The organism is Parafannyhessea umbonata (genome assembly GCF_900105025.1).
Lineage (GTDB): Bacteria > Actinomycetota > Coriobacteriia > Coriobacteriales > Atopobiaceae > Parafannyhessea > Parafannyhessea umbonata.
In genome coordinates this window covers 2,253,572-2,278,055 of the sequence record NZ_LT629759.1, presented here as the reverse complement: position 1 = coordinate 2,278,055, position 24,484 = coordinate 2,253,572, and the positions used below count along the sequence as shown (strand labels likewise).

The window sequence follows — 24,484 nt, the reverse complement described above, 5'->3', positions numbered from 1 at the left end:
TATCAATAGGAACCGGAGAGCGCAGCACGCGCCCGTGTAACCATCAAATTGGCACCGCCCGCGGTCACTTTCGCGCCTTTTTAGGAAACCTCCTCGTCGCCATCTTCGGCGACCCCGTCTATTCTCCCTGCCGTCAGACTACTCCCGCTGTGCTCCAGCGCCTCGTCCACGCTCTTTCTGACAGTCTCCGATGGCATCGCGTGGTACTTATGGACGAGCGCATCCTTGTAACGACGATATGCCGTCACGATCTCTGCGGTCCGGCCAAGCACGCCCAACGCAGTCACATACTGCAGCAGGGCGTCCTCGCGCAACGAGTCGTCCTTGAGAGCCTCTCCCGATAGCTGAGACGAGAGGTACGTCTTTCCCTCTCTCAGCGCAGCCTTGGCACCGGCAACCATCACGTCGGCATGCAGGGTCGTCAGCGCCTCTATGCGGCCCTCGATCATCCCGGAGGGGTCGTCAATCATCTCTGCGACACCACCTGAGTATATGTCCCTCGCTTCACTTGCAAGAGCCACGACGCTTCTATCCATGCCCTCGCTCGAAAGCGCATCGTTAGCGCGGGCTTCGAACTCGTCCACATCTATGGTGACCTTCGTCATGTCGAGGGCGATTCTGCCCGAGGACCGTCCCGTCAAAATGACGGACTCCCTGTCGTCTCCCACCCTAAGAATCTTGCGAGCAAGACAGACCGTCTCGTAGAGCTTCTGGTTTCCCGTGCTGTAGTCGCAGTCTCCCCAAATCATATTGATGGCCTCACGTTTGGCAAGCGAATGCCCCTTCGTCAGGGCGAGCGCGTAGACAAGGTTCCTGCCACGCCGCGCGCCGAGAGCACTTACGGGGAGTTCCCTTCCATCGATTGCCACCGAGAACGTTCCGAGCGTTCTGATTCTCAACGGCTTATCACCCTTCTCCTTGCCGCTCTCGCTGTAGCTCCGCTCGGGTCCATCTCCCTGATCCTGGCGCTCGTTCAACGCACCAAGCAGGCTCGAAGAGTACCTGACCCAATTCGCGGGCATGATGGACCTGATGTTTCTCGAAGCCTGGCCACAATCATTGAGGAGCAGATTCAGGGCCCAAAGAATCTCCCTCGAGCATGTCGACCTCTGAAGCACGTCAAATCGGACTGGACTACTCGTGTCGCCCCGAGAGGCCTGTGCAAGCATCCTTCTCAGGTCGTTCAGGGCACCGATTGCAGGGCCAGAGCCACGAGAGCGAACCTTGCACTCAAGCTCTGTTCCGGCTGCGGCTTCGATTGCATCGGAAACCAGGCTCGCAGCCGCAAGAAGGTAGTCAGCCGATGCATCGCGAGCCAAAGATGCGGCTCGTTTCGCCCTGACGCTCGCACTTGCGTAGGCCCTCATCCTTAGATCCGCCACAGCAGCGGCAATGAGAAACGCCGCCTGAGGCACAAGGTCGTCCGTCGACCCAAGTCTCGTCACGATCTTCTCGACCTCAGGGAAGTTGGTCACCCGACCCATAAGGATGCGAAGCGCCGACCGCATCCCCAGGTGTATGGATGCCAGTCTTCCCGAGCCGCACTCCGTAAATACCTCAAGCGAAGACCCCGCGCCACCACCGTTTTGCACCGGCACCTCACCGAGCATCATCTCGCAAATGTAGAAGTCATCCGCAAGCATGGCAGACGGAATCCCGTCCATCCTCTTTCTTCCCGGGTTATCGAGCAGGGCATCGAAGCCGGCCAGGAACTTCCCGTCCACAATGTATTTCGCTGCGTGCAGATGGTCATACATCAGCTCTATTTGGTCATCGTCTAAGTTCGGGTTGCGTCGTATCCTTGCGATTCGATGCCCCGCCATCAGCTCGCGACAGGCACCGAGCATCGCGGCGTGACGAAGGGCAGACTTCTCGCACGCATCTGTCTTCGCCAAGGCTCCGCAGGACTCACGAAGGCTGACCGCCTCGTCTCTTTTGGCCGAGATCTCCGCAACGGCAAGACTGTTGATCAACGCCCTCTGCTGGGCAGCATCGTCGTTTGGGTCAGAGAGACGTACCGATCTTGATACTAACGACGTATGTCCCGCGCACACCAGGTCGACGCCGTGTCGTGAGGCGAATGAAATTGCGAGGGCAGAGTCGCGAATCGCATCGAGCACAAACCCCATGCGCCTATACTCGCCGCGCCTCCCGAGCGTCTCGGCAACGTTCAGAGCAATGTGCTCTGCGCTCGCGCACGCCTCCGCAATCTCCTGCCTGCATTCATGAAAGATTTCTAGGTCGCTAAGCCCGGCGACATGGAAGGATGAGTCGGCCACAGACACCCCGAAGAACGGCGCTTCACGCTCGAGCAGGGACAGCGACTCCTCGTCCGCATGCTGGCATATCCGCACGGAATCATCCAGAGAGCCACGGCCAAGGAGCAAGAGCGAAAGCCTTAGCTCGATATCTTCGTTTGGCAGAGAGTCCCGAACCGCATCCGAAACCATTTCGCGAATGGCCATGCGGTACGTATGGCCGCCGTGCTCGATTCGGTCCCCAACTTCGTAATCAGACCGTAGGGCAGCGATCAGTTTGGGGATTCCATTCGTAAGGCCAGCGTCTTGGCCTGGATATACCTTGGCAAGCAACCTGTGCATATCCATTATAAATGGGTTCTCGAGCACGTCGAGCAGTCCCTCGCACTCAGGCCTAAGCGCAATGACGACGGTGCAGCCTGCGTTCGACATCTTCTTTATCGCCCGCCCTATGCGCGAATAAGAACGTTCGTCAGCGGCCGGCACGTCATCGACGCAAACGGTGATTCTAGGAGACCCCTCCGACTGTTGCACCGTCTCCCTGGAGAACCGAACAAACCTCTGTCCAAGCTCGTTTTCGCCACACTTCTTTAGCGAGATCGTCTTTATGCCCGCGCCAATACTTCTCTCGTGCGCCGCAATGCAATCTAGAAAGAATGTCTTTCCAACCCCTGCATCACCGCAAACAACAATTACCTTTTCTCGAGAGCTGACCACGTTACTCCAAGCGCCCATCAATTCGTTACGCGTAGGTAATGTGCGCGTTCGAAGCTCCGAGTAGGCATCTTCCTCGCAGTCAATAGTCGGGTGCACCAGCATCAGTAATCCTTTCGCTTCTTCAGCCTGTAAAAAAACACTTACTAATAGATGCACCATATTTGCACCAAAATCATCGTGATTTTATATGTATTTTGGTGCTCAATATTCATTTGTGAAAGCTAACTGCAAGCAGCGTGGCATCTCCGCACTTTTCATAACAAAAAACTCTGGATGTGGTGGATTTCGTACCTTACGTAAGGTACTTCGTTCCTTTTATTTTATTATTTTATATCTAGGAATAGCATCGCCTATAAAAATGGCGTCCATCGTTGCAGGTAGCTAATGCTATATATTATGTATTTCTTATGCGGTCGTTCTCTCTGCCAGCAAATTAGTAAATGGAATCGAAAAACGTGGCCGAATTACGCTGTTTGCCACCCCGCCGGTGTTTCGAAGCCCCACAGCCCACTAAAGCATCTCAACAATCTACCGCTCGAAACATTTAGGTTCCGCGAAAAGCAGCAGTAAAAGATCTTCAAAAAAGACTTGCACAATAGTGCTCTTCGTATTTACGCCCCACACAACTCGGGCGCGAGACGCGAAAATGCCCCTAGTTGGTCAGCGACGTCCTGCTCTCCCACGGACTCGCTCCGCAGTACCATCGGCGCTCGGGGGCTTAACTTCTGGGTTCGGAATGGGACCAGGTGTGCCTCCCCTGCCATGGTCGCTGACCAACTAGGGGCATTCTTCGGTTCCGGGGCCGGCTCCGCCGTGCCCTGGGGGCCGCACAGCGCGACAAGGCGAACTTCCCAAGAAGACCGCTCCGATCCGGAGCCACGTATAGTGGGAAGAAGAGCTCGACCGATTAGTACTGCTCGGCTGAGCGCCTCGCGGCGCTTGCACCTGCAGCCTATCAACCTCGTCGTCTACGAGGGGTCTTACCGAAAGGAAAACTCATCTCGGGATGGGCTTCCCGCTTAGATGCTTTCAGCGGTTATCCCGACCGGACTCAGCTACCGGGCAGTGCCATTAGGTTGACAACCCGTACACCGGAGGTCCGTCCACCCCGGTCCTCTCGTACTAGGGGCAGCCTCCCTCAGTTTTCCTACGCCCACGGAGGATAGGGACCGAACTGTCTCACGACGTTCTGAACCCAGCTCGCGTACCGCTTTAAATGGCGAACGGCCATACCCTTGGGACCTGCTCCAGCCCCAGGATGCGATGAGCCGACATCGAGGTGCCAAACCTTCCCGTCGATGTGGACTCTTGGGGAAGATCAGCCTGTTATCCCCGGAGTACCTTTTATCCGTTGAGCGACGGCCATTCCACTCTGAGCCGCCGGATCACTAGAACCTGGTTTCCCATCTGCTCGACTCGTGGGTCTCGCAGTCAAGCCTGCTTATGCTCTTGCACTCAAAAGGGTGGTTGCCGACCATCCTGAGCAGACCTTACGTGCGCCTCCGTTACACTTTAGGAGGCGACCGCCCCAGTCAAACTACCCACCAGACACGGTCCCCCGCCCGGATCACGGCGCGGGGTTAGGCTGCCAGAACGTCGAGGGTGGTATTCCAAGGGCGACTCCCCAGAGACTGGCGTCCCTGGTTCACTGTCTCCCACCTATCCTCTACACGACGGACCGGCAGCCAATGTCTAGCTGCAGTAAAGGTTCACGGGGTCTTTCCGTCCTTCCGCGGGTAAGTCGCATCTTCACGACTAGTGCAATTTCACCGGGTCTATGGTTGAGACAGCGTCCAAATCGTTACGCCTTTCGTGCAGGTCGGAACTTACCCGACAAGGAATTTCGCTACCTTAGGACCGTTATAGTTACGGCCGCCGTTTACCGGGGCTTAGATTCGCTGCTTCGCTCGCGCTGACAGCTCCTCGTGACCTTCCGGCACCGGGCAGGCGTCAGACCCTATACGTCGTCTTACGACTTCAGCAGAGTCCTGTGTTTTTGATAAACAGTCGTTTGGACCTCTTCGCTGCGGCCGACCCTGGCTCGGGGAGCAAGTCCCTCCACCCAGGCCGGCACCCCTTCTCCCGAAGTTACGGGGCAGTTTTGCCGAGTTCCTTAACCATAGTTCTCCCGATCGCCTTGGTATGTTCTACCCACCCACCTGTGTCGGTTTGCGGTACGGGCTCCTAGCGGCTCCCTAGGGGTTTTTCTCGGAAGCATGGGCTCACTCACTTCGCTCAATCGTTTCGTCCGCCACCTCAGCCTTCGCGAGAGGCGCGTTTCACTACCTCTCGGCCTACGTGGCCTCACGGGGACGTCCAGAACCCCGCTGAGCTACCCTTCTTCGTCGCCCCGTCGGTGATAGCGTCGCGTCGGAGGTGCAGGAATGTCCACCTGCTGTGCATCGGCTACGCCTTCCGGCCTCGCCTTAGCTCCCGACTGACCCTGGGAGGATTAGCCTTGCCCAGGAAACCTTGGGTTTACGGCGGGGGCGTTTTTCACGCCCCTCTCGTTACTCATGCCAGCATTCTCACTTCCGGCCGGTCCACCGCGGGTCGTCCCGCGGCTTCGCCCCAGACGGAAAGCTCCCCTACCACTGTTAAAAACAGTCCGCCGCTTCGGTACCGTGCTTAGCCCCGTATATTGTCGGCGCATGTCCACTCGACCAGTGAGCTATTACGCACTCTTTGAATGAATGGCTGCTTCTAAGCCAACATCCTGGTTGTCTGAGCAAACGCACATCCTTTGCCACTTAGCACGGATTTGGGGACCTTAGCGGGCGGTCTGGGCTGTTTCCCTTTCGAACACACGGCTTAGCCCACATGTTCTGACTCCCGGACTCTGGGCCTGCGGCATTCGGAGTTTGATTGGTCTTGGTAGGCGGTGAGGCCCCCGCGACCATTCAGTGCTCTACCTCCGCAGGTAAACGTCCGAGGCTAGCCCTAAAGCTATTTCGGGGAGAACGAGATATCTCCGGGTTTGATAGGCCTTTCACTCCTATCCACAGGTCATCCCCCAGTTTTCAACCTAGGTGGGTTCGGCCCTCCACGGGGTCTTACCCCCGCTTCAGCCTGCCCATGGATAGCTCACCCGGCTTCGCGTCTACGGTGTGCGACTGAGCGCCCTGTTCAGACTCGCTCTCGCTGCGGCTCGCTTGCTAGCTTAACCTCGCCACACGCCGTAACTCGCTGGCTCATTCTACAAAAGGCACGCCGTCACAGTGCAAGCACTGCTCCGACTGCTTGTAGGCACACGGTTTCAGGTACTATTTCACTCCCCTCCCGGGGTGCTTTTCACCTTTCCCTCACGGTACTTGTCCACTATCGGTCACAGGAGAGTATTTAGGGTTGGAGGGTGGTCCCCCCGGCTTCCCACCGGGTTTCACGTGTCCGGCAGTACTCAGGTGCCACCCGGCAGCCCCCTCGGATTCGCGTACGGGGCTCTAACCCTGTCTCGCCGGCCTTCCCAGGCCGTTCCGCTTCCGCGGGGGTTTGTGACTGCCATGTGGGTGGTCCTACAACCCCGCCGGCGCCGAAGCAACCGGCGGTTTGCCCTAGGTCCCCGTTCGCTCGCCACTACTAGGGGAATCTCGTTTGATTTCTCTTCCTCCGGGTACTTAGATGTTTCAGTTCCCCGGGTTGCCTCCGGCGCGCCTATGTGTTCAGCGCGCGGCGGCGGGGTATGGCCCCCGCCGGGTTCGCCCATTCGGAGATCCACGGGTCAGGCGGATATGTGCTCCTAACCGTGGCTTATCGCAGCTTGTCACGTCCTTCGTCGGCTTCCTGTGCCAAGGCATCCACCGTGTGCCCTTACCATCTTCTTCTCGATGGCTCGGTACATACATACACCCCGGCGGCCTCTCGGTCGCCGGTGCGATCAGATGCGATCTTCTTGAAAAAGAAAAATATCGTCTTTGTCACGCTATGCAGCTCTCAAGGTACGGCGAGGGCGAGCCCTCGAGACCGGACACTGCGCGCTCTCGCGCGGCGAAAGGCATCAGCGGGAACGGACGGGCACCGTCTCGTCTGTGATAATCGGTTTCTGTGGGTGACTCTTGTCTCCCTAGAAAGGAGGTGATCCAGCCGCACCTTCCGGTACGGCTACCTTGTTACGACTTCACCCCCCTTACCCTCCACACCTTCGGCGCCTCCCTCCCTTGCGGGTTGGGCCGACGACTTCGGGTGCAGACGACTCGGGTGGTGTGACGGGCGGTGTGTACAAGGCCCGGGAACGCATTCACCGCGGCGTGCTGATCCGCGATTACTAGCAACTCCGACTTCATGGAGGCGGGTTGCAGCCTCCAATCCGAACTGGGGCCGGCTTTGGGGATTCGCTCCTGCTCGCGCAGTGGCAGCCCATTGTGCCGGTCATTGTAGCACGTGTGCAGCCCAGGACATAAGGGGCATGATGACTTGACGTCGTCCCCACCTTCCTCCGGCTTGACGCCGGCGGTCTCGCATGGGTGCCCGGCCGAACCGCTGGCAACATGCGACGAGGGTTGCGCTCGTTGCGGGACTTAACCCAACATCTCACGACACGAGCTGACGACAGCCATGCACCACCTGTTCAGGCTCCTCTCGGCCACGGCGTTTCCGCCGCTTCACCTGAATGTCAAGCCCTGGTAAGGTTCTTCGCGTTGCTTCGAATTAAGCCACATGCTCCGCTGCTTGTGCGGGCCCCCGTCAATTCCTTTGAGTTTTAGCCTTGCGGCCGTACTCCCCAGGCGGGACACTTAATGCGTTGGCTGCGGCACGGAGGGCACATCCCCCCACACCTAGTGTCCATCGTTTACGGCTAGGACTACCAGGGTATCTAATCCTGTTCGCTCCCCTAGCTTTCGCGCCTCAGCGTCAGTCGTGGCCCAGAAGGCCGCCTTCGCCACCGGTGTTCTTCCAAATATCTGCGCATTCCACCGCTACACTTGGAATTCCGCCTTCCCCTACCAGACTCAAGCCTGTCGGTATCGGGACCGGGCGGGGGTTGAGCCCCCGGATTTGAGTCCCGACCTAGCAGGCCGCCTACGCGCGCTTTACGCCCAATGAATCCGGATAACGCTCGCCCCCTACGTATTACCGCGGCTGCTGGCACGTAGTTAGCCGGGGCTTCTTCTGCAGGTACCGTCACCTTGCGGCCTCGTCCCTGCTGAAAGCGGTTTACAACCCGAAGGCCTTCGTCCCGCACGCGGCGTCGCTGCATCAGGCTTTCGCCCATTGTGCAAGATTCCCCACTGCTGCCTCCCGTAGGAGTCTGGGCCGTGTCTCAGTCCCAATCTGGCCGGTCGGTCTCTCAACCCGGCTACCCATAATCGCCTTGGTGGGCCGTTACCCCGCCAACAAGCTAACAGGCCGCGGGCCCATCCCTCGCCGTCAGGGCTTTCCCGGCACCCCCATGCGGGGGTCCCGGAGTATCCGGTATTAACCACGGTTTCCCGAGGCTATCCCGGTGCGAGGGGCAGGTTGCCCACGTGTTACTCAGCCGTTCGCCACTTTATACACACCCGAAGGTGCTTTAACCGTTCGACTTGCATGTGTTAGGCGCGCCGCCAGCGTTCATCCTGAGCCAGGATCGAACTCTCCGTTCGGAGCTCGGCGGGCTCTCGCCCGCCGCAGTTTCCGTAAGTATGAGTCGGATGCCCACTCTAGATCCCGCTGATCTGGATTCGCTTGGTTTGAATTGACGTGAATTCGAAAATTCGAACTTCGCTCTTCTATTCGCTGTCTTTCGTCGATCTTTCGATCGCAGTATCCGGTTTTCAAGGTTCGCCGCCGGCGTCCGGGTTCGTGGCCCGTCGCGGCGCGGGAATTAACTATACGCGCGCCGGCGCTCCGCGGGGCCCAGAATGTCGTCCTCCACGGCTCCCACACAACTCGGGCGCGAGACGCGAAAATGCCCCTAGTTGGTCAGCGACGTCCTGCTCTCCCACGGACTCGCTCCGCAGTACCATCGGCGCTCGGGGGCTTAACTTCTGGGTTCGGAATGGGACCAGGTGTGCCTCCCCTGCCATGGTCGCTGACCAACTAGGGGCATTCTTCGGTTCCGGGGCCGGCTCCGCCGTGCCCTGGGGGCCGCACAGCGCGACAAGGCGAACTTCCCAAGAAGACCGCTCCGATCCGGAGCCACGTATAGTGGGAAGAAGAGCTCGACCGATTAGTACTGCTCGGCTGAGCGCCTCGCGGCGCTTGCACCTGCAGCCTATCAACCTCGTCGTCTACGAGGGGTCTTACCGAAAGGAAAACTCATCTCGGGATGGGCTTCCCGCTTAGATGCTTTCAGCGGTTATCCCGACCGGACTCAGCTACCGGGCAGTGCCATTAGGTTGACAACCCGTACACCGGAGGTCCGTCCACCCCGGTCCTCTCGTACTAGGGGCAGCCTCCCTCAGTTTTCCTACGCCCACGGAGGATAGGGACCGAACTGTCTCACGACGTTCTGAACCCAGCTCGCGTACCGCTTTAAATGGCGAACGGCCATACCCTTGGGACCTGCTCCAGCCCCAGGATGCGATGAGCCGACATCGAGGTGCCAAACCTTCCCGTCGATGTGGACTCTTGGGGAAGATCAGCCTGTTATCCCCGGAGTACCTTTTATCCGTTGAGCGACGGCCATTCCACTCTGAGCCGCCGGATCACTAGAACCTGGTTTCCCATCTGCTCGACTCGTGGGTCTCGCAGTCAAGCCTGCTTATGCTCTTGCACTCAAAAGGGTGGTTGCCGACCATCCTGAGCAGACCTTACGTGCGCCTCCGTTACACTTTAGGAGGCGACCGCCCCAGTCAAACTACCCACCAGACACGGTCCCCCGCCCGGATCACGGCGCGGGGTTAGGCTGCCAGAACGTCGAGGGTGGTATTCCAAGGGCGACTCCCCAGAGACTGGCGTCCCTGGTTCACTGTCTCCCACCTATCCTCTACACGACGGACCGGCAGCCAATGTCTAGCTGCAGTAAAGGTTCACGGGGTCTTTCCGTCCTTCCGCGGGTAAGTCGCATCTTCACGACTAGTGCAATTTCACCGGGTCTATGGTTGAGACAGCGTCCAAATCGTTACGCCTTTCGTGCAGGTCGGAACTTACCCGACAAGGAATTTCGCTACCTTAGGACCGTTATAGTTACGGCCGCCGTTTACCGGGGCTTAGATTCGCTGCTTCGCTCGCGCTGACAGCTCCTCGTGACCTTCCGGCACCGGGCAGGCGTCAGACCCTATACGTCGTCTTACGACTTCAGCAGAGTCCTGTGTTTTTGATAAACAGTCGTTTGGACCTCTTCGCTGCGGCCGACCCTGGCTCGGGGAGCAAGTCCCTCCACCCAGGCCGGCACCCCTTCTCCCGAAGTTACGGGGCAGTTTTGCCGAGTTCCTTAACCATAGTTCTCCCGATCGCCTTGGTATGTTCTACCCACCCACCTGTGTCGGTTTGCGGTACGGGCTCCTAGCGGCTCCCTAGGGGTTTTTCTCGGAAGCATGGGCTCACTCACTTCGCTCAATCGTTTCGTCCGCCACCTCAGCCTTCGCGAGAGGCGCGTTTCACTACCTCTCGGCCTACGTGGCCTCACGGGGACGTCCAGAACCCCGCTGAGCTACCCTTCTTCGTCGCCCCGTCGGTGATAGCGTCGCGTCGGAGGTGCAGGAATGTCCACCTGCTGTGCATCGGCTACGCCTTCCGGCCTCGCCTTAGCTCCCGACTGACCCTGGGAGGATTAGCCTTGCCCAGGAAACCTTGGGTTTACGGCGGGGGCGTTTTTCACGCCCCTCTCGTTACTCATGCCAGCATTCTCACTTCCGGCCGGTCCACCGCGGGTCGTCCCGCGGCTTCGCCCCAGACGGAAAGCTCCCCTACCACTGTTAAAAACAGTCCGCCGCTTCGGTACCGTGCTTAGCCCCGTATATTGTCGGCGCATGTCCACTCGACCAGTGAGCTATTACGCACTCTTTGAATGAATGGCTGCTTCTAAGCCAACATCCTGGTTGTCTGAGCAAACGCACATCCTTTGCCACTTAGCACGGATTTGGGGACCTTAGCGGGCGGTCTGGGCTGTTTCCCTTTCGAACACACGGCTTAGCCCACATGTTCTGACTCCCGGACTCTGGGCCTGCGGCATTCGGAGTTTGATTGGTCTTGGTAGGCGGTGAGGCCCCCGCGACCATTCAGTGCTCTACCTCCGCAGGTAAACGTCCGAGGCTAGCCCTAAAGCTATTTCGGGGAGAACGAGATATCTCCGGGTTTGATAGGCCTTTCACTCCTATCCACAGGTCATCCCCCCAGTTTTCAACCTAGGTGGGTTCGGCCCTCCACGGGGTCTTACCCCCGCTTCAGCCTGCCCATGGATAGCTCACCCGGCTTCGCGTCTACGGTGTGCGACTGAGCGCCCTGTTCAGACTCGCTCTCGCTGCGGCTCGCTTGCTAGCTTAACCTCGCCACACGCCGTAACTCGCTGGCTCATTCTACAAAAGGCACGCCGTCACAGTGCAAGCACTGCTCCGACTGCTTGTAGGCACACGGTTTCAGGTACTATTTCACTCCCCTCCCGGGGTGCTTTTCACCTTTCCCTCACGGTACTTGTCCACTATCGGTCACAGGAGAGTATTTAGGGTTGGAGGGTGGTCCCCCCGGCTTCCCACCGGGTTTCACGTGTCCGGCAGTACTCAGGTGCCACCCGGCAGCCCCCTCGGATTCGCGTACGGGGCTCTAACCCTGTCTCGCCGGCCTTCCCAGGCCGTTCCGCTTCCGCGGGGGTTTGTGACTGCCATGTGGGTGGTCCTACAACCCCGCCGGCGCCGAAGCAACCGGCGGTTTGCCCTAGGTCCCCGTTCGCTCGCCACTACTAGGGGAATCTCGTTTGATTTCTCTTCCTCCGGGTACTTAGATGTTTCAGTTCCCCGGGTTGCCTCCGGCGCGCCTATGTGTTCAGCGCGCGGCGGCGGGGTATGGCCCCCGCCGGGTTCGCCCATTCGGAGATCCACGGGTCAGGCGGATATGTGCTCCTAACCGTGGCTTATCGCAGCTTGTCACGTCCTTCGTCGGCTTCCTGTGCCAAGGCATCCACCGTGTGCCCTTACCATCTTCTTCTCGATGGCTCGGTACATACATACACCCCGGCGGCCTCTCGGTCGCCGGTGCGATCAGATGCGATCTTCTTGAAAAAGAAAAATATCGTCTTTGTCACGCTATGCAGCTCTCAAGGTACGGCGAGGGCGAGCCCTCGAGACCGGACACTGCGCGCTCTCGCGCGGCGAAAGGCATCAGCGGGAACGGACGGGCACCGTCTCGTCTGTGATAATCGGTTTCTGTGGGTGACTCTTGTCTCCCTAGAAAGGAGGTGATCCAGCCGCACCTTCCGGTACGGCTACCTTGTTACGACTTCACCCCCCTTACCCTCCACACCTTCGGCGCCTCCCTCCCTTGCGGGTTGGGCCGACGACTTCGGGTGCAGACGACTCGGGTGGTGTGACGGGCGGTGTGTACAAGGCCCGGGAACGCATTCACCGCGGCGTGCTGATCCGCGATTACTAGCAACTCCGACTTCATGGAGGCGGGTTGCAGCCTCCAATCCGAACTGGGGCCGGCTTTGGGGATTCGCTCCTGCTCGCGCAGTGGCAGCCCATTGTGCCGGTCATTGTAGCACGTGTGCAGCCCAGGACATAAGGGGCATGATGACTTGACGTCGTCCCCACCTTCCTCCGGCTTGACGCCGGCGGTCTCGCATGGGTGCCCGGCCGAACCGCTGGCAACATGCGACGAGGGTTGCGCTCGTTGCGGGACTTAACCCAACATCTCACGACACGAGCTGACGACAGCCATGCACCACCTGTTCAGGCTCCTCTCGGCCACGGCGTTTCCGCCGCTTCACCTGAATGTCAAGCCCTGGTAAGGTTCTTCGCGTTGCTTCGAATTAAGCCACATGCTCCGCTGCTTGTGCGGGCCCCCGTCAATTCCTTTGAGTTTTAGCCTTGCGGCCGTACTCCCCAGGCGGGACACTTAATGCGTTGGCTGCGGCACGGAGGGCACATCCCCCCACACCTAGTGTCCATCGTTTACGGCTAGGACTACCAGGGTATCTAATCCTGTTCGCTCCCCTAGCTTTCGCGCCTCAGCGTCAGTCGTGGCCCAGAAGGCCGCCTTCGCCACCGGTGTTCTTCCAAATATCTGCGCATTCCACCGCTACACTTGGAATTCCGCCTTCCCCTACCAGACTCAAGCCTGTCGGTATCGGGACCGGGCGGGGGTTGAGCCCCCGGATTTGAGTCCCGACCTAGCAGGCCGCCTACGCGCGCTTTACGCCCAATGAATCCGGATAACGCTCGCCCCCTACGTATTACCGCGGCTGCTGGCACGTAGTTAGCCGGGGCTTCTTCTGCAGGTACCGTCACCTTGCGGCCTCGTCCCTGCTGAAAGCGGTTTACAACCCGAAGGCCTTCGTCCCGCACGCGGCGTCGCTGCATCAGGCTTTCGCCCATTGTGCAAGATTCCCCACTGCTGCCTCCCGTAGGAGTCTGGGCCGTGTCTCAGTCCCAATCTGGCCGGTCGGTCTCTCAACCCGGCTACCCATAATCGCCTTGGTGGGCCGTTACCCCGCCAACAAGCTAACAGGCCGCGGGCCCATCCCTCGCCGTCAGGGCTTTCCCGGCACCCCCATGCGGGGGTCCCGGAGTATCCGGTATTAACCACGGTTTCCCGAGGCTATCCCGGTGCGAGGGGCAGGTTGCCCACGTGTTACTCAGCCGTTCGCCACTTTATACACACCCGAAGGTGCTTTAACCGTTCGACTTGCATGTGTTAGGCGCGCCGCCAGCGTTCATCCTGAGCCAGGATCGAACTCTCCGTTCGGAGCTCGGCGGGCTCTCGCCCGCCGCAGTTTCCGTAAGTATGAGTCGGATGCCCACTCTAGATCCCGCTGATCTGGATTCGCTTGGTTTGAATTGACGTGAATTCGAAAATTCGAACTTCGCTCTTCTATTCGCTGTCTTTCGTCGATCTTTCGATCGCAGTATCCGGTTTTCAAGGTTCGCCGCCGGCGTCCGGGTTCGTGGCCCGTCGCGGCGCGGGAATTAACTATACGCGCGCCGGCGCTCCGCGGGGCCCAGAATGTCGTCCTCCACGGCTCCCACACAACTCGGGCGCGAGACGCGAAAATGCCCCTAGTTGGTCAGCGACGTCCTGCTCTCCCACGGACTCGCTCCGCAGTACCATCGGCGCTCGGGGGCTTAACTTCTGGGTTCGGAATGGGACCAGGTGTGCCTCCCCTGCCATGGTCGCTGACCAACTAGGGGCATTCTTCGGTTCCGGGGCCGGCTCCGCCGTGCCCTGGGGGCCGCACAGCGCGACAAGGCGAACTTCCCAAGAAGACCGCTCCGATCCGGAGCCACGTATAGTGGGAAGAAGAGCTCGACCGATTAGTACTGCTCGGCTGAGCGCCTCGCGGCGCTTGCACCTGCAGCCTATCAACCTCGTCGTCTACGAGGGGTCTTACCGAAAGGAAAACTCATCTCGGGATGGGCTTCCCGCTTAGATGCTTTCAGCGGTTATCCCGACCGGACTCAGCTACCGGGCAGTGCCATTAGGTTGACAACCCGTACACCGGAGGTCCGTCCACCCCGGTCCTCTCGTACTAGGGGCAGCCTCCCTCAGTTTTCCTACGCCCACGGAGGATAGGGACCGAACTGTCTCACGACGTTCTGAACCCAGCTCGCGTACCGCTTTAAATGGCGAACGGCCATACCCTTGGGACCTGCTCCAGCCCCAGGATGCGATGAGCCGACATCGAGGTGCCAAACCTTCCCGTCGATGTGGACTCTTGGGGAAGATCAGCCTGTTATCCCCGGAGTACCTTTTATCCGTTGAGCGACGGCCATTCCACTCTGAGCCGCCGGATCACTAGAACCTGGTTTCCCATCTGCTCGACTCGTGGGTCTCGCAGTCAAGCCTGCTTATGCTCTTGCACTCAAAAGGGTGGTTGCCGACCATCCTGAGCAGACCTTACGTGCGCCTCCGTTACACTTTAGGAGGCGACCGCCCCAGTCAAACTACCCACCAGACACGGTCCCCCGCCCGGATCACGGCGCGGGGTTAGGCTGCCAGAACGTCGAGGGTGGTATTCCAAGGGCGACTCCCCAGAGACTGGCGTCCCTGGTTCACTGTCTCCCACCTATCCTCTACACGACGGACCGGCAGCCAATGTCTAGCTGCAGTAAAGGTTCACGGGGTCTTTCCGTCCTTCCGCGGGTAAGTCGCATCTTCACGACTAGTGCAATTTCACCGGGTCTATGGTTGAGACAGCGTCCAAATCGTTACGCCTTTCGTGCAGGTCGGAACTTACCCGACAAGGAATTTCGCTACCTTAGGACCGTTATAGTTACGGCCGCCGTTTACCGGGGCTTAGATTCGCTGCTTCGCTCGCGCTGACAGCTCCTCGTGACCTTCCGGCACCGGGCAGGCGTCAGACCCTATACGTCGTCTTACGACTTCAGCAGAGTCCTGTGTTTTTGATAAACAGTCGTTTGGACCTCTTCGCTGCGGCCGACCCTGGCTCGGGGAGCAAGTCCCTCCACCCAGGCCGGCACCCCTTCTCCCGAAGTTACGGGGCAGTTTTGCCGAGTTCCTTAACCATAGTTCTCCCGATCGCCTTGGTATGTTCTACCCACCCACCTGTGTCGGTTTGCGGTACGGGCTCCTAGCGGCTCCCTAGGGGTTTTTCTCGGAAGCATGGGCTCACTCACTTCGCTCAATCGTTTCGTCCGCCACCTCAGCCTTCGCGAGAGGCGCGTTTCACTACCTCTCGGCCTACGTGGCCTCACGGGGACGTCCAGAACCCCGCTGAGCTACCCTTCTTCGTCGCCCCGTCGGTGATAGCGTCGCGTCGGAGGTGCAGGAATGTCCACCTGCTGTGCATCGGCTACGCCTTCCGGCCTCGCCTTAGCTCCCGACTGACCCTGGGAGGATTAGCCTTGCCCAGGAAACCTTGGGTTTACGGCGGGGGCGTTTTTCACGCCCCTCTCGTTACTCATGCCAGCATTCTCACTTCCGGCCGGTCCACCGCGGGTCGTCCCGCGGCTTCGCCCCAGACGGAAAGCTCCCCTACCACTGTTAAAAACAGTCCGCCGCTTCGGTACCGTGCTTAGCCCCGTATATTGTCGGCGCATGTCCACTCGACCAGTGAGCTATTACGCACTCTTTGAATGAATGGCTGCTTCTAAGCCAACATCCTGGTTGTCTGAGCAAACGCACATCCTTTGCCACTTAGCACGGATTTGGGGACCTTAGCGGGCGGTCTGGGCTGTTTCCCTTTCGAACACACGGCTTAGCCCACATGTTCTGACTCCCGGACTCTGGGCCTGCGGCATTCGGAGTTTGATTGGTCTTGGTAGGCGGTGAGGCCCCCGCGACCATTCAGTGCTCTACCTCCGCAGGTAAACGTCCGAGGCTAGCCCTAAAGCTATTTCGGGGAGAACGAGATATCTCCGGGTTTGATAGGCCTTTCACTCCTATCCACAGGTCATCCCCCCAGTTTTCAACCTAGGTGGGTTCGGCCCTCCACGGGGTCTTACCCCCGCTTCAGCCTGCCCATGGATAGCTCACCCGGCTTCGCGTCTACGGTGTGCGACTGAGCGCCCTGTTCAGACTCGCTCTCGCTGCGGCTCGCTTGCTAGCTTAACCTCGCCACACGCCGTAACTCGCTGGCTCATTCTACAAAAGGCACGCCGTCACAGTGCAAGCACTGCTCCGACTGCTTGTAGGCACACGGTTTCAGGTACTATTTCACTCCCCTCCCGGGGTGCTTTTCACCTTTCCCTCACGGTACTTGTCCACTATCGGTCACAGGAGAGTATTTAGGGTTGGAGGGTGGTCCCCCCGGCTTCCCACCGGGTTTCACGTGTCCGGCAGTACTCAGGTGCCACCCGGCAGCCCCCTCGGATTCGCGTACGGGGCTCTAACCCTGTCTCGCCGGCCTTCCCAGGCCGTTCCGCTTCCGCGGGGGTTTGTGACTGCCATGTGGGTGGTCCTACAACCCCGCCGGCGCCGAAGCAACCGGCGGTTTGCCCTAGGTCCCCGTTCGCTCGCCACTACTAGGGGAATCTCGTTTGATTTCTCTTCCTCCGGGTACTTAGATGTTTCAGTTCCCCGGGTTGCCTCCGGCGCGCCTATGTGTTCAGCGCGCGGCGGCGGGGTATGGCCCCCGCCGGGTTCGCCCATTCGGAGATCCACGGGTCAGGCGGATATGTGCTCCTAACCGTGGCTTATCGCAGCTTGTCACGTCCTTCGTCGGCTTCCTGTGCCAAGGCATCCACCGTGTGCCCTTACCATCTTCTTCTCGATGGCTCGGTACATACATACACCCCGGCGGCCTCTCGGTCGCCGGTGCGATCAGATGCGATCTTCTTGAAAAAGAAAAATATCGTCTTTGTCACGCTATGCAGCTCTCAAGGTACGGCGAGGGCGAGCCCTCGAGACCGGACACTGCGCGCTCTCGCGCGGCGAAAGGCATCAGCGGGAACGGACGGGCACCGTCTCGTCTGTGATAATCGGTTTCTGTGGGTGACTCTTGTCTCCCTAGAAAGGAGGTGATCCAGCCGCACCTTCCGGTACGGCTACCTTGTTACGACTTCACCCCCCTTACCCTCCACACCTTCGGCGCCTCCCTCCCTTGCGGGTTGGGCCGACGACTTCGGGTGCAGACGACTCGGGTGGTGTGACGGGCGGTGTGTACAAGGCCCGGGAACGCATTCACCGCGGCGTGCTGATCCGCGATTACTAGCAACTCCGACTTCATGGAGGCGGGTTGCAGCCTCCAATCCGAACTGGGGCCGGCTTTGGGGATTCGCTCCTGCTCGCGCAGTGGCAGCCCATTGTGCCGGTCATTGTAGCACGTGTGCAGCCCAGGACATAAGGGGCATGATGACTTGACGTCGTCCCCACCTTCCTCCGGCTTGACGCCGGCGGTCTCGCATGGGTGCCCGGCCGAACCGCTGGCAACATGCGACGAGGGTTGCGCTCGTTGCGGGACTTAACCCAACATCTCACGACACGAGCTGACGACAGCCATGCACCACCTGTTCAGGCTCCTCTCGGCCACGGCGTTTCCGCCGCTTCACCTGAATGTCAAGCCCTGGTAAGGTTCTTCGCGTTGCTTCGAATTAAGCCACATGCTCCGCTGCTTGTGCGGGCCCCCGTCAATTCCTTTGAGTTTTAGCCTTGCGGCCGTACTCCCCAGGCGGGACACTTAATGCGTTGGCTGCGGCACGGAGGGCACATCCCCCCACACCTAGTGTCCATCGTTTACGGCTAGGACTACCAGGGTATCTAATCCTGTTCGCTCCCCTAGCTTTCGCGCCTCAGCGTCAGTCGTGGCCCAGAAGGCCGCCTTCGCCACCGGTGTTCTTCCAAATATCTGCGCATTCCACCGCTACACTTGGAATTCCGCCTTCCCCTACCAGACTCAAGCCTGTCGGTATCGGGACCGGGCGGGGGTTGAGCCCCCGGATTTGAGTCCCGACCTAGCAGGCCGCCTACGCGCGCTTTACGCCCAATGAATCCGGATAACGCTCGCCCCCTACGTATTACCGCGGCTGCTGGCACGTAGTTAGCCGGGGCTTCTTCTGCAGGTACCGTCACCTTGCGGCCTCGTCCCTGCTGAAAGCGGTTTACAACCCGAAGGCCTTCGTCCCGCACGCGGCGTCGCTGCATCAGGCTTTCGCCCATTGTGCAAGATTCCCCACTGCTGCCTCCCGTAGGAGTCTGGGCCGTGTCTCAGTCCCAATCTGGCCGGTCGGTCTCTCAACCCGGCTACCCATAATCGCCTTGGTGGGCCGTTACCCCGCCAACAAGCTAACAGGCCGCGGGCCCATCCCTCGCCGTCAGGGCTTTCCCGGCACCCCCATGCGGGGGTCCCGGAGTATCCGGTATTAACCACGGTTTCCCGAGGCTATCCCGGTGCGAGGGGCAGGTTGCCCACGTGTTACTCAGCCGTTCGCCACTTTATACACACCCGAAGGTGCTTTAACCGTTCGACTTGCATGTGTTAGGCGCGCCGCCAGCGTTCATCCTGAGCCAGGATCGAACTCTCCGTTCGGAGCTCGGCGGGCTCTCGCCCGCCGCAGTTTCCGTAAGTATGAGTCGGATGCCCACTCTAGATCCCGCTGATCTGGATTCGCTTGGTTTGAATTGACGTGAATTCGAAAATTCGAACTTCGCTCTTCTATTCGCTGTCTTTCGTCGATCTTTCGATCGCAGTATCCGGTTTTCAAGGTTCGCCGCCGGCGTCCGGGTTCGTGGCCCGTCGCGGCGCGGGAATTAACTATACGCGCGCCGGCGCTCCGCGGGGCCCAGAATGTCGTCCTCCACGGCTCCCACACAACTCGGGCGCGAGACGCGAAAATGCCCCTAGTTGGTCAGCGACGTCCTGCTCTCCCACGGACTCGCTCCGCAGTACCATCGGCGCTCGGGGGCTTAACTTCTGGGTTCGGAATGGGACCAGGTGTGCCTCCCCTGCCATGGTCGCTGACCAACTAGGGGCATTCTTCGGTTCCGGGGCCGGCTCCGCCGTGCCCTGGGGGCCGCACAGCGCGACAAGGCGAACTTCCCAAGAAGACCGCTCCGATCCGGAGCCACGTATAGTGGGAAGAAGAGCTCGACCGATTAGTACTGCTCGGCTGAGCGCCTCGCGGCGCTTGCACCTGCAGCCTATCAACCTCGTCGTCTACGAGGGGTCTTACCGAAAGGAAAACTCATCTCGGGATGGGCTTCCCGCTTAGATGCTTTCAGCGGTTATCCCGACCGGACTCAGCTACCGGGCAGTGCCATTAGGTTGACAACCCGTACACCGGAGGTCCGTCCACCCCGGTCCTCTCGTACTAGGGGCAGCCTCCCTCAGTTTTCCTACGCCCACGGAGGATAGGGACCGAACTGTCTCACGACGTTCTGAACCCAGCTCGCGTACCGCTTTAAATGGCGAACGGCCATACCCTTGGGACCTGCTCCAGCCCCAGGATGCGATGAGCCGACATCGAGGTGCCAAACCTTCCCGTCGATGTGGACTCTTGGGGAAGATCAGCCTGTTATCCCCGGAGTACCTTTTATCCGTTGAGCGACGGCCATTCCACTCTGAGCCGCCGGATCACTAGAACCTGGTTTCCCATCTGCTCGACTCGTGGGTCTCGCAGTCAAGCCTGCTTATGCTCTTGCACTCAAAAGGGTGGTTGCCGACCATCCTGAGCAGACCTTACGTGCGCCTCCGTTACACTTTAGGAGGCGACCGCCCCAGTCAAACTACCCACCAGACACGGTCCCCCGCCCGGATCACGGCGCGGGGTTAGGCTGCCAGAACGTCGAGGGTGGTATTCCAAGGGCGACTCCCCAGAGACTGGCGTCCCTGGTTCACTGTCTCCCACCTATCCTCTACACGACGGACCGGCAGCCAATGTCTAGCTGCAGTAAAGGTTCACGGGGTCTTTCCGTCCTTCCGCGGGTAAGTCGCATCTTCACGACTAGTGCAATTTCACCGGGTCTATGGTTGAGACAGCGTCCAAATCGTTACGCCTTTCGTGCAGGTCGGAACTTACCCGACAAGGAATTTCGCTACCTTAGGACCGTTATAGTTACGGCCGCCGTTTACCGGGGCTTAGATTCGCTGCTTCGCTCGCGCTGACAGCTCCTCGTGACCTTCCGGCACCGGGCAGGCGTCAGACCCTATACGTCGTCTTACGACTTCAGCAGAGTCCTGTGTTTTTGATAAACAGTCGTTTGGACCTCTTCGCTGCGGCCGACCCTGGCTCGGGGAGCAAGTCCCTCCACCCAGGCCGGCACCCCTTCTCCCGAAGTTACGGGGCAGTTTTGCCGAGTTCCTTAACCATAGTTCTCCCGATCGCCTTGGTATGTTCTACCCACCCACCTGTGTCGGTTTGCGGTACGGGCTCCTAGCGGCTCCCTAGGGGTTTTTCTCGGAAGCATGGGCTCACTCACTTCGCTCAATCGTTTCGTCCGCCACCTCAGCCTTCGCGAGAGGCGCGTTTCACTACCTCTCGGCCTACGTGGCCTCACGGGGACGTCCAGAACCCCGCTGAGCTACCCTTCTTCGTCGCCCCGTCGGTGATAGCGTCGCGTCGGAGGTGCAGGAATGTCCACCTGCTGTGCATCGGCTACGCCTTCCGGCCTCGCCTTAGCTCCCGACTGACCCTGGGAGGATTAGCCTTGCCCAGGAAACCTTGGGTTTACGGCGGGGGCGTTTTTCACGCCCCTCTCGTTACTCATGCCAGCATTCTCACTTCCGGCCGGTCCACCGCGGGTCGTCCCGCGGCTTCGCCCCAGACGGAAAGCTCCCCTACCACTGTTAAAAACAGTCCGCCGCTTCGGTACCGTGCTTAGCCCCGTATATTGTCGGCGCATGTCCACTCGACCAGTGAGCTATTACGCACTCTTTGAATGAATGGCTGCTTCTAAGCCAACATCCTGGTTGTCTGAGCAAACGCACATCCTTTGCCACTTAGCACGGATTTGGGGACCTTAGCGGGCGGTCTGGGCTGTTTCCCTTTCGAACACACGGCTTAGCCCACATGTTCTGACTCCCGGACTCTGGGCCTGCGGCATTCGGAGTTTGATTGGTCTTGGTAGGCGGTGAGGCCCCCGCGACCATTCAGTGCTCTACCTCCGCAGGTAAACGTCCGAGGCTAGCCCTAAAGCTATTTCGGGGAGAACGAGATATCTCCGGGTTTGATAGGCCTTTCACTCCTATCCACAGGTCATCCCCCCAGTTTTCAACCTAGGTGGGTTCGGCCCTCCACGGGGTCTTACCCCCGCTTCAGCCTGCCCATGGATAGCTCACCCGGCTTCGCGTCTACGGTGTGCGACTGAGCGCCCTGTTCAGACTCGCTCTCGCTGCGGCTCGCTTGCTAGCTTAACCTCGCCACACGCCGTAACTCGCTGGCTCATTCTACAAAAGGCACGCCGTCACAGTGCAAGCACTGCTCCGACTGCTTGTAGGCACACGGTTTCAGGTACTATTTCACTCCCCTCCCGGGGTGCTTTTCACCTTTCCCTCACGGTACTTGTCCACTATCGGTCACAGGAGAGTATTTAGGGTTGGAGGGTGGTCCCCCCGGCTTCCCACCGGGTTTCACGTGTCCGGCAGTACTCAGGTGCCACCCGGCAGCCCCCTCGGATTCGCGTACGGGGCTCTAACCCTGTCTCGCCGGCCTTCCCAGGCCGTTCCGCTTCCGCGGGGGTTTGTGACTGCCATGTGGGTGGTCCTACAACCCCGCCGGCGCCGAAGCAACCGGCGGTTTGCCCTAGGTCCCCGTTCGCTCGCCACTACTAGGGGAATCTCGTTTGATTTCTCTTCCTCCGGGTACTTAGATGTTTCAGTTCCCCGGGTTGCCTCCGGCGCGCCTATGTGTTCAGCGCGCGGCGGCGGGGTATGGCCCCCGCCGGGTTCGCCCATTCGGAGATCCACGGGTCAGGCGGATATGTGCTCCTAACCGTGGCTTATCGCAGCTTGTCACGTCCTTCGTCGGCTTCCTGTGCCAAGGCATCCACCGTGTGCCCTTACCATCTTCTTCTCGATGGCTCGGTACATACATACACCCCGGCGGCCTCTCGGTCGCCGGTGCGATCAGATGCGATCTTCTTGAAAAAGAAAAATATCGTCTTTGTCACGCTATGCAGCTCTCAAGGTACGGCGAGGGCGAGCCCTCGAGACCGGACACTGCGCGCTCTCGCGCGGCGAAAGGCATCAGCGGGAACGGACGGGCACCGTCTCGTCTGTGATAATCGGTTTCTGTGGGTGACTCTTGTCTCCCTAGAAAGGAGGTGATCCAGCCGCACCTTCCGGTACGGCTACCTTGTTACGACTTCACCCCCCTTACCCTCCACACCTTCGGCGCCTCCCTCCCTTGCGGGTTGGGCCGACGACTTCGGGTGCAGACGACTCGGGTGGTGTGACGGGCGGTGTGTACAAGGCCCGGGAACGCATTCACCGCGGCGTGCTGATCCGCGATTACTAGCAACTCCGACTTCATGGAGGCGGGTTGCAGCCTCCAATCCGAACTGGGGCCGGCTTTGGGGATTCGCTCCTGCTCGCGCAGTGGCAGCCCATTGTGCCGGTCATTGTAGCACGTGTGCAGCCCAGGACATAAGGGGCATGATGACTTGACGTCGTCCCCACCTTCCTCCGGCTTGACGCCGGCGGTCTCGCATGGGTGCCCGGCCGAACCGCTGGCAACATGCGACGAGGGTTGCGCTCGTTGCGGGACTTAACCCAACATCTCACGACACGAGCTGACGACAGCCATGCACCACCTGTTCAGGCTCCTCTCGGCCACGGCGTTTCCGCCGCTTCACCTGAATGTCAAGCCCTGGTAAGGTTCTTCGCGTTGCTTCGAATTAAGCCACATGCTCCGCTGCTTGTGCGGGCCCCCGTCAATTCCTTTGAGTTTTAGCCTTGCGGCCGTACTCCCCAGGCGGGACACTTAATGCGTTGGCTGCGGCACGGAGGGCACATCCCCCCACACCTAGTGTCCATCGTTTACGGCTAGGACTACCAGGGTATCTAATCCTGTTCGCTCCCCTAGCTTTCGCGCCTCAGCGTCAGTCGTGGCCCAGAAGGCCGCCTTCGCCACCGGTGTTCTTCCAAATATCTGCGCATTCCACCGCTACACTTGGAATTCCGCCTTCCCCTACCAGACTCAAGCCTGTCGGTATCGGGACCGGGCGGGGGTTGAGCCCCCGGATTTGAGTCCCGACCTAGCAGGCCGCCTACGCGCGCTTTACGCCCAATGAATCCGGATAACGCTCGCCCCCTACGTATTACCGCGGCTGCTGGCACGTAGTTAGCCGGGGCTTCTTCTGCAGGTACCGTCACCTTGCGGCCTCGTCCCTGCTGAAAGCGGTTTACAACCCGAAGGCCTTCGTCCCGCACGCGGCGTCGCTGCATCAGGCTTTCGCCCATTGTGCAAGATTCCCCACTGCTGCCTCCCGTAGGAGTCTGGGCCGTGTCTCAGTCCCAATCTGGCCGGTCGGTCTCTCAACCCGGCTACCCATAATCGCCTTGGTGGGCCGTTACCCCGCCAACAAGCTAACAGGCCGCGGGCCCATCCCTCGCCGTCAGGGCTTTCCCGGCACCCCCATGCGGGGGTCCCGGAGTATCCGGTATTAACCACGGTTTCCCGAGGCTATCCCGGTGCGAGGGGCAGGTTGCCCACGTGTTACTCAGCCGTTCGCCACTTTATACACACCCGAAGGTGCTTTAACCGTTCGACTTGCATGTGTTAGGCGCGCCGCCAGCGTTCATCCTGAGCCAGGATCGAACTCTCCGTTCGGAGCTCGGCGGGCTCTCGCCCGCCGCAGTTTCCGTAAGTATGAGTCGGATGCCCACTCTAGATCCCGCTGATCTGGATTCGCTTGGTTTGAATTGACGTGAATTCGAAAATTCGAACTTCGCTCTTCTATTCGCTGTCTTTCGTCGATCTTTCGATCGCAGTATCCGGTTTTCAAGGTTCGCCGCCGGCGTCCGGGTTCGTGGCCCGTCGCGG

The 24,484-nt window shown here is 59.8% G+C and carries 1 protein-coding gene and 12 rRNA genes; all 13 read right to left on the bottom strand.

Translation table 11 applies throughout. The features are described from left to right. Window positions 1–80: 80 nt before the first annotated feature. Window positions 81–2,975 carry an AfsR/SARP family transcriptional regulator gene (locus tag BLT96_RS10175; protein WP_157692214.1) on the bottom strand — a complete coding sequence of 965 codons (2,895 nt, stop codon included), beginning with the start codon at window positions 2,973–2,975 and terminating at the stop codon, window positions 81–83. A 658-nt stretch (window positions 2,976–3,633) separates the two neighbouring features. Then, window positions 3,634–3,749, bottom strand: a 5S ribosomal RNA gene (gene rrf / locus BLT96_RS10170). A 113-nt stretch (window positions 3,750–3,862) separates the two neighbouring features. Further along, window positions 3,863–6,796 (bottom strand): 23S ribosomal RNA (locus BLT96_RS10165). 243 nt (window positions 6,797–7,039) lie between these two features. Next, window positions 7,040–8,554: ribosomal RNA gene (locus BLT96_RS10160) — 16S ribosomal RNA — on the bottom strand. A 317-nt stretch (window positions 8,555–8,871) separates the two neighbouring features. After that, window positions 8,872–8,987 (bottom strand): 5S ribosomal RNA (gene rrf, locus BLT96_RS10155). Between the two features lie 113 nt (window positions 8,988–9,100). Beyond that, window positions 9,101–12,035, bottom strand: a 23S ribosomal RNA gene (locus tag BLT96_RS10150). Window positions 12,036–12,278: 243 nt separating this feature from the next. After that, a 16S ribosomal RNA gene (locus tag BLT96_RS10145) occupies window positions 12,279–13,793 on the bottom strand. Between the two features lie 317 nt (window positions 13,794–14,110). Then, window positions 14,111–14,226 (bottom strand): 5S ribosomal RNA (rrf, locus tag BLT96_RS10140). 113 nt (window positions 14,227–14,339) lie between these two features. Beyond that, window positions 14,340–17,274: ribosomal RNA gene (locus tag BLT96_RS10135) — 23S ribosomal RNA — on the bottom strand. A gap of 243 nt (window positions 17,275–17,517) precedes the next feature. Continuing rightward, window positions 17,518–19,032: ribosomal RNA gene (locus tag BLT96_RS10130) — 16S ribosomal RNA — on the bottom strand. A 317-nt stretch (window positions 19,033–19,349) separates the two neighbouring features. Continuing rightward, window positions 19,350–19,465 (bottom strand): 5S ribosomal RNA (gene rrf, locus BLT96_RS10125). 113 nt (window positions 19,466–19,578) lie between these two features. Continuing rightward, window positions 19,579–22,513: ribosomal RNA gene (locus tag BLT96_RS10120) — 23S ribosomal RNA — on the bottom strand. Between the two features lie 243 nt (window positions 22,514–22,756). Further along, a 16S ribosomal RNA gene (locus tag BLT96_RS10115) occupies window positions 22,757–24,271 on the bottom strand. Together the 16S, 23S and 5S rRNA genes form the textbook arrangement of a ribosomal RNA operon. Window positions 24,272–24,484 lie beyond the last annotated feature (213 nt).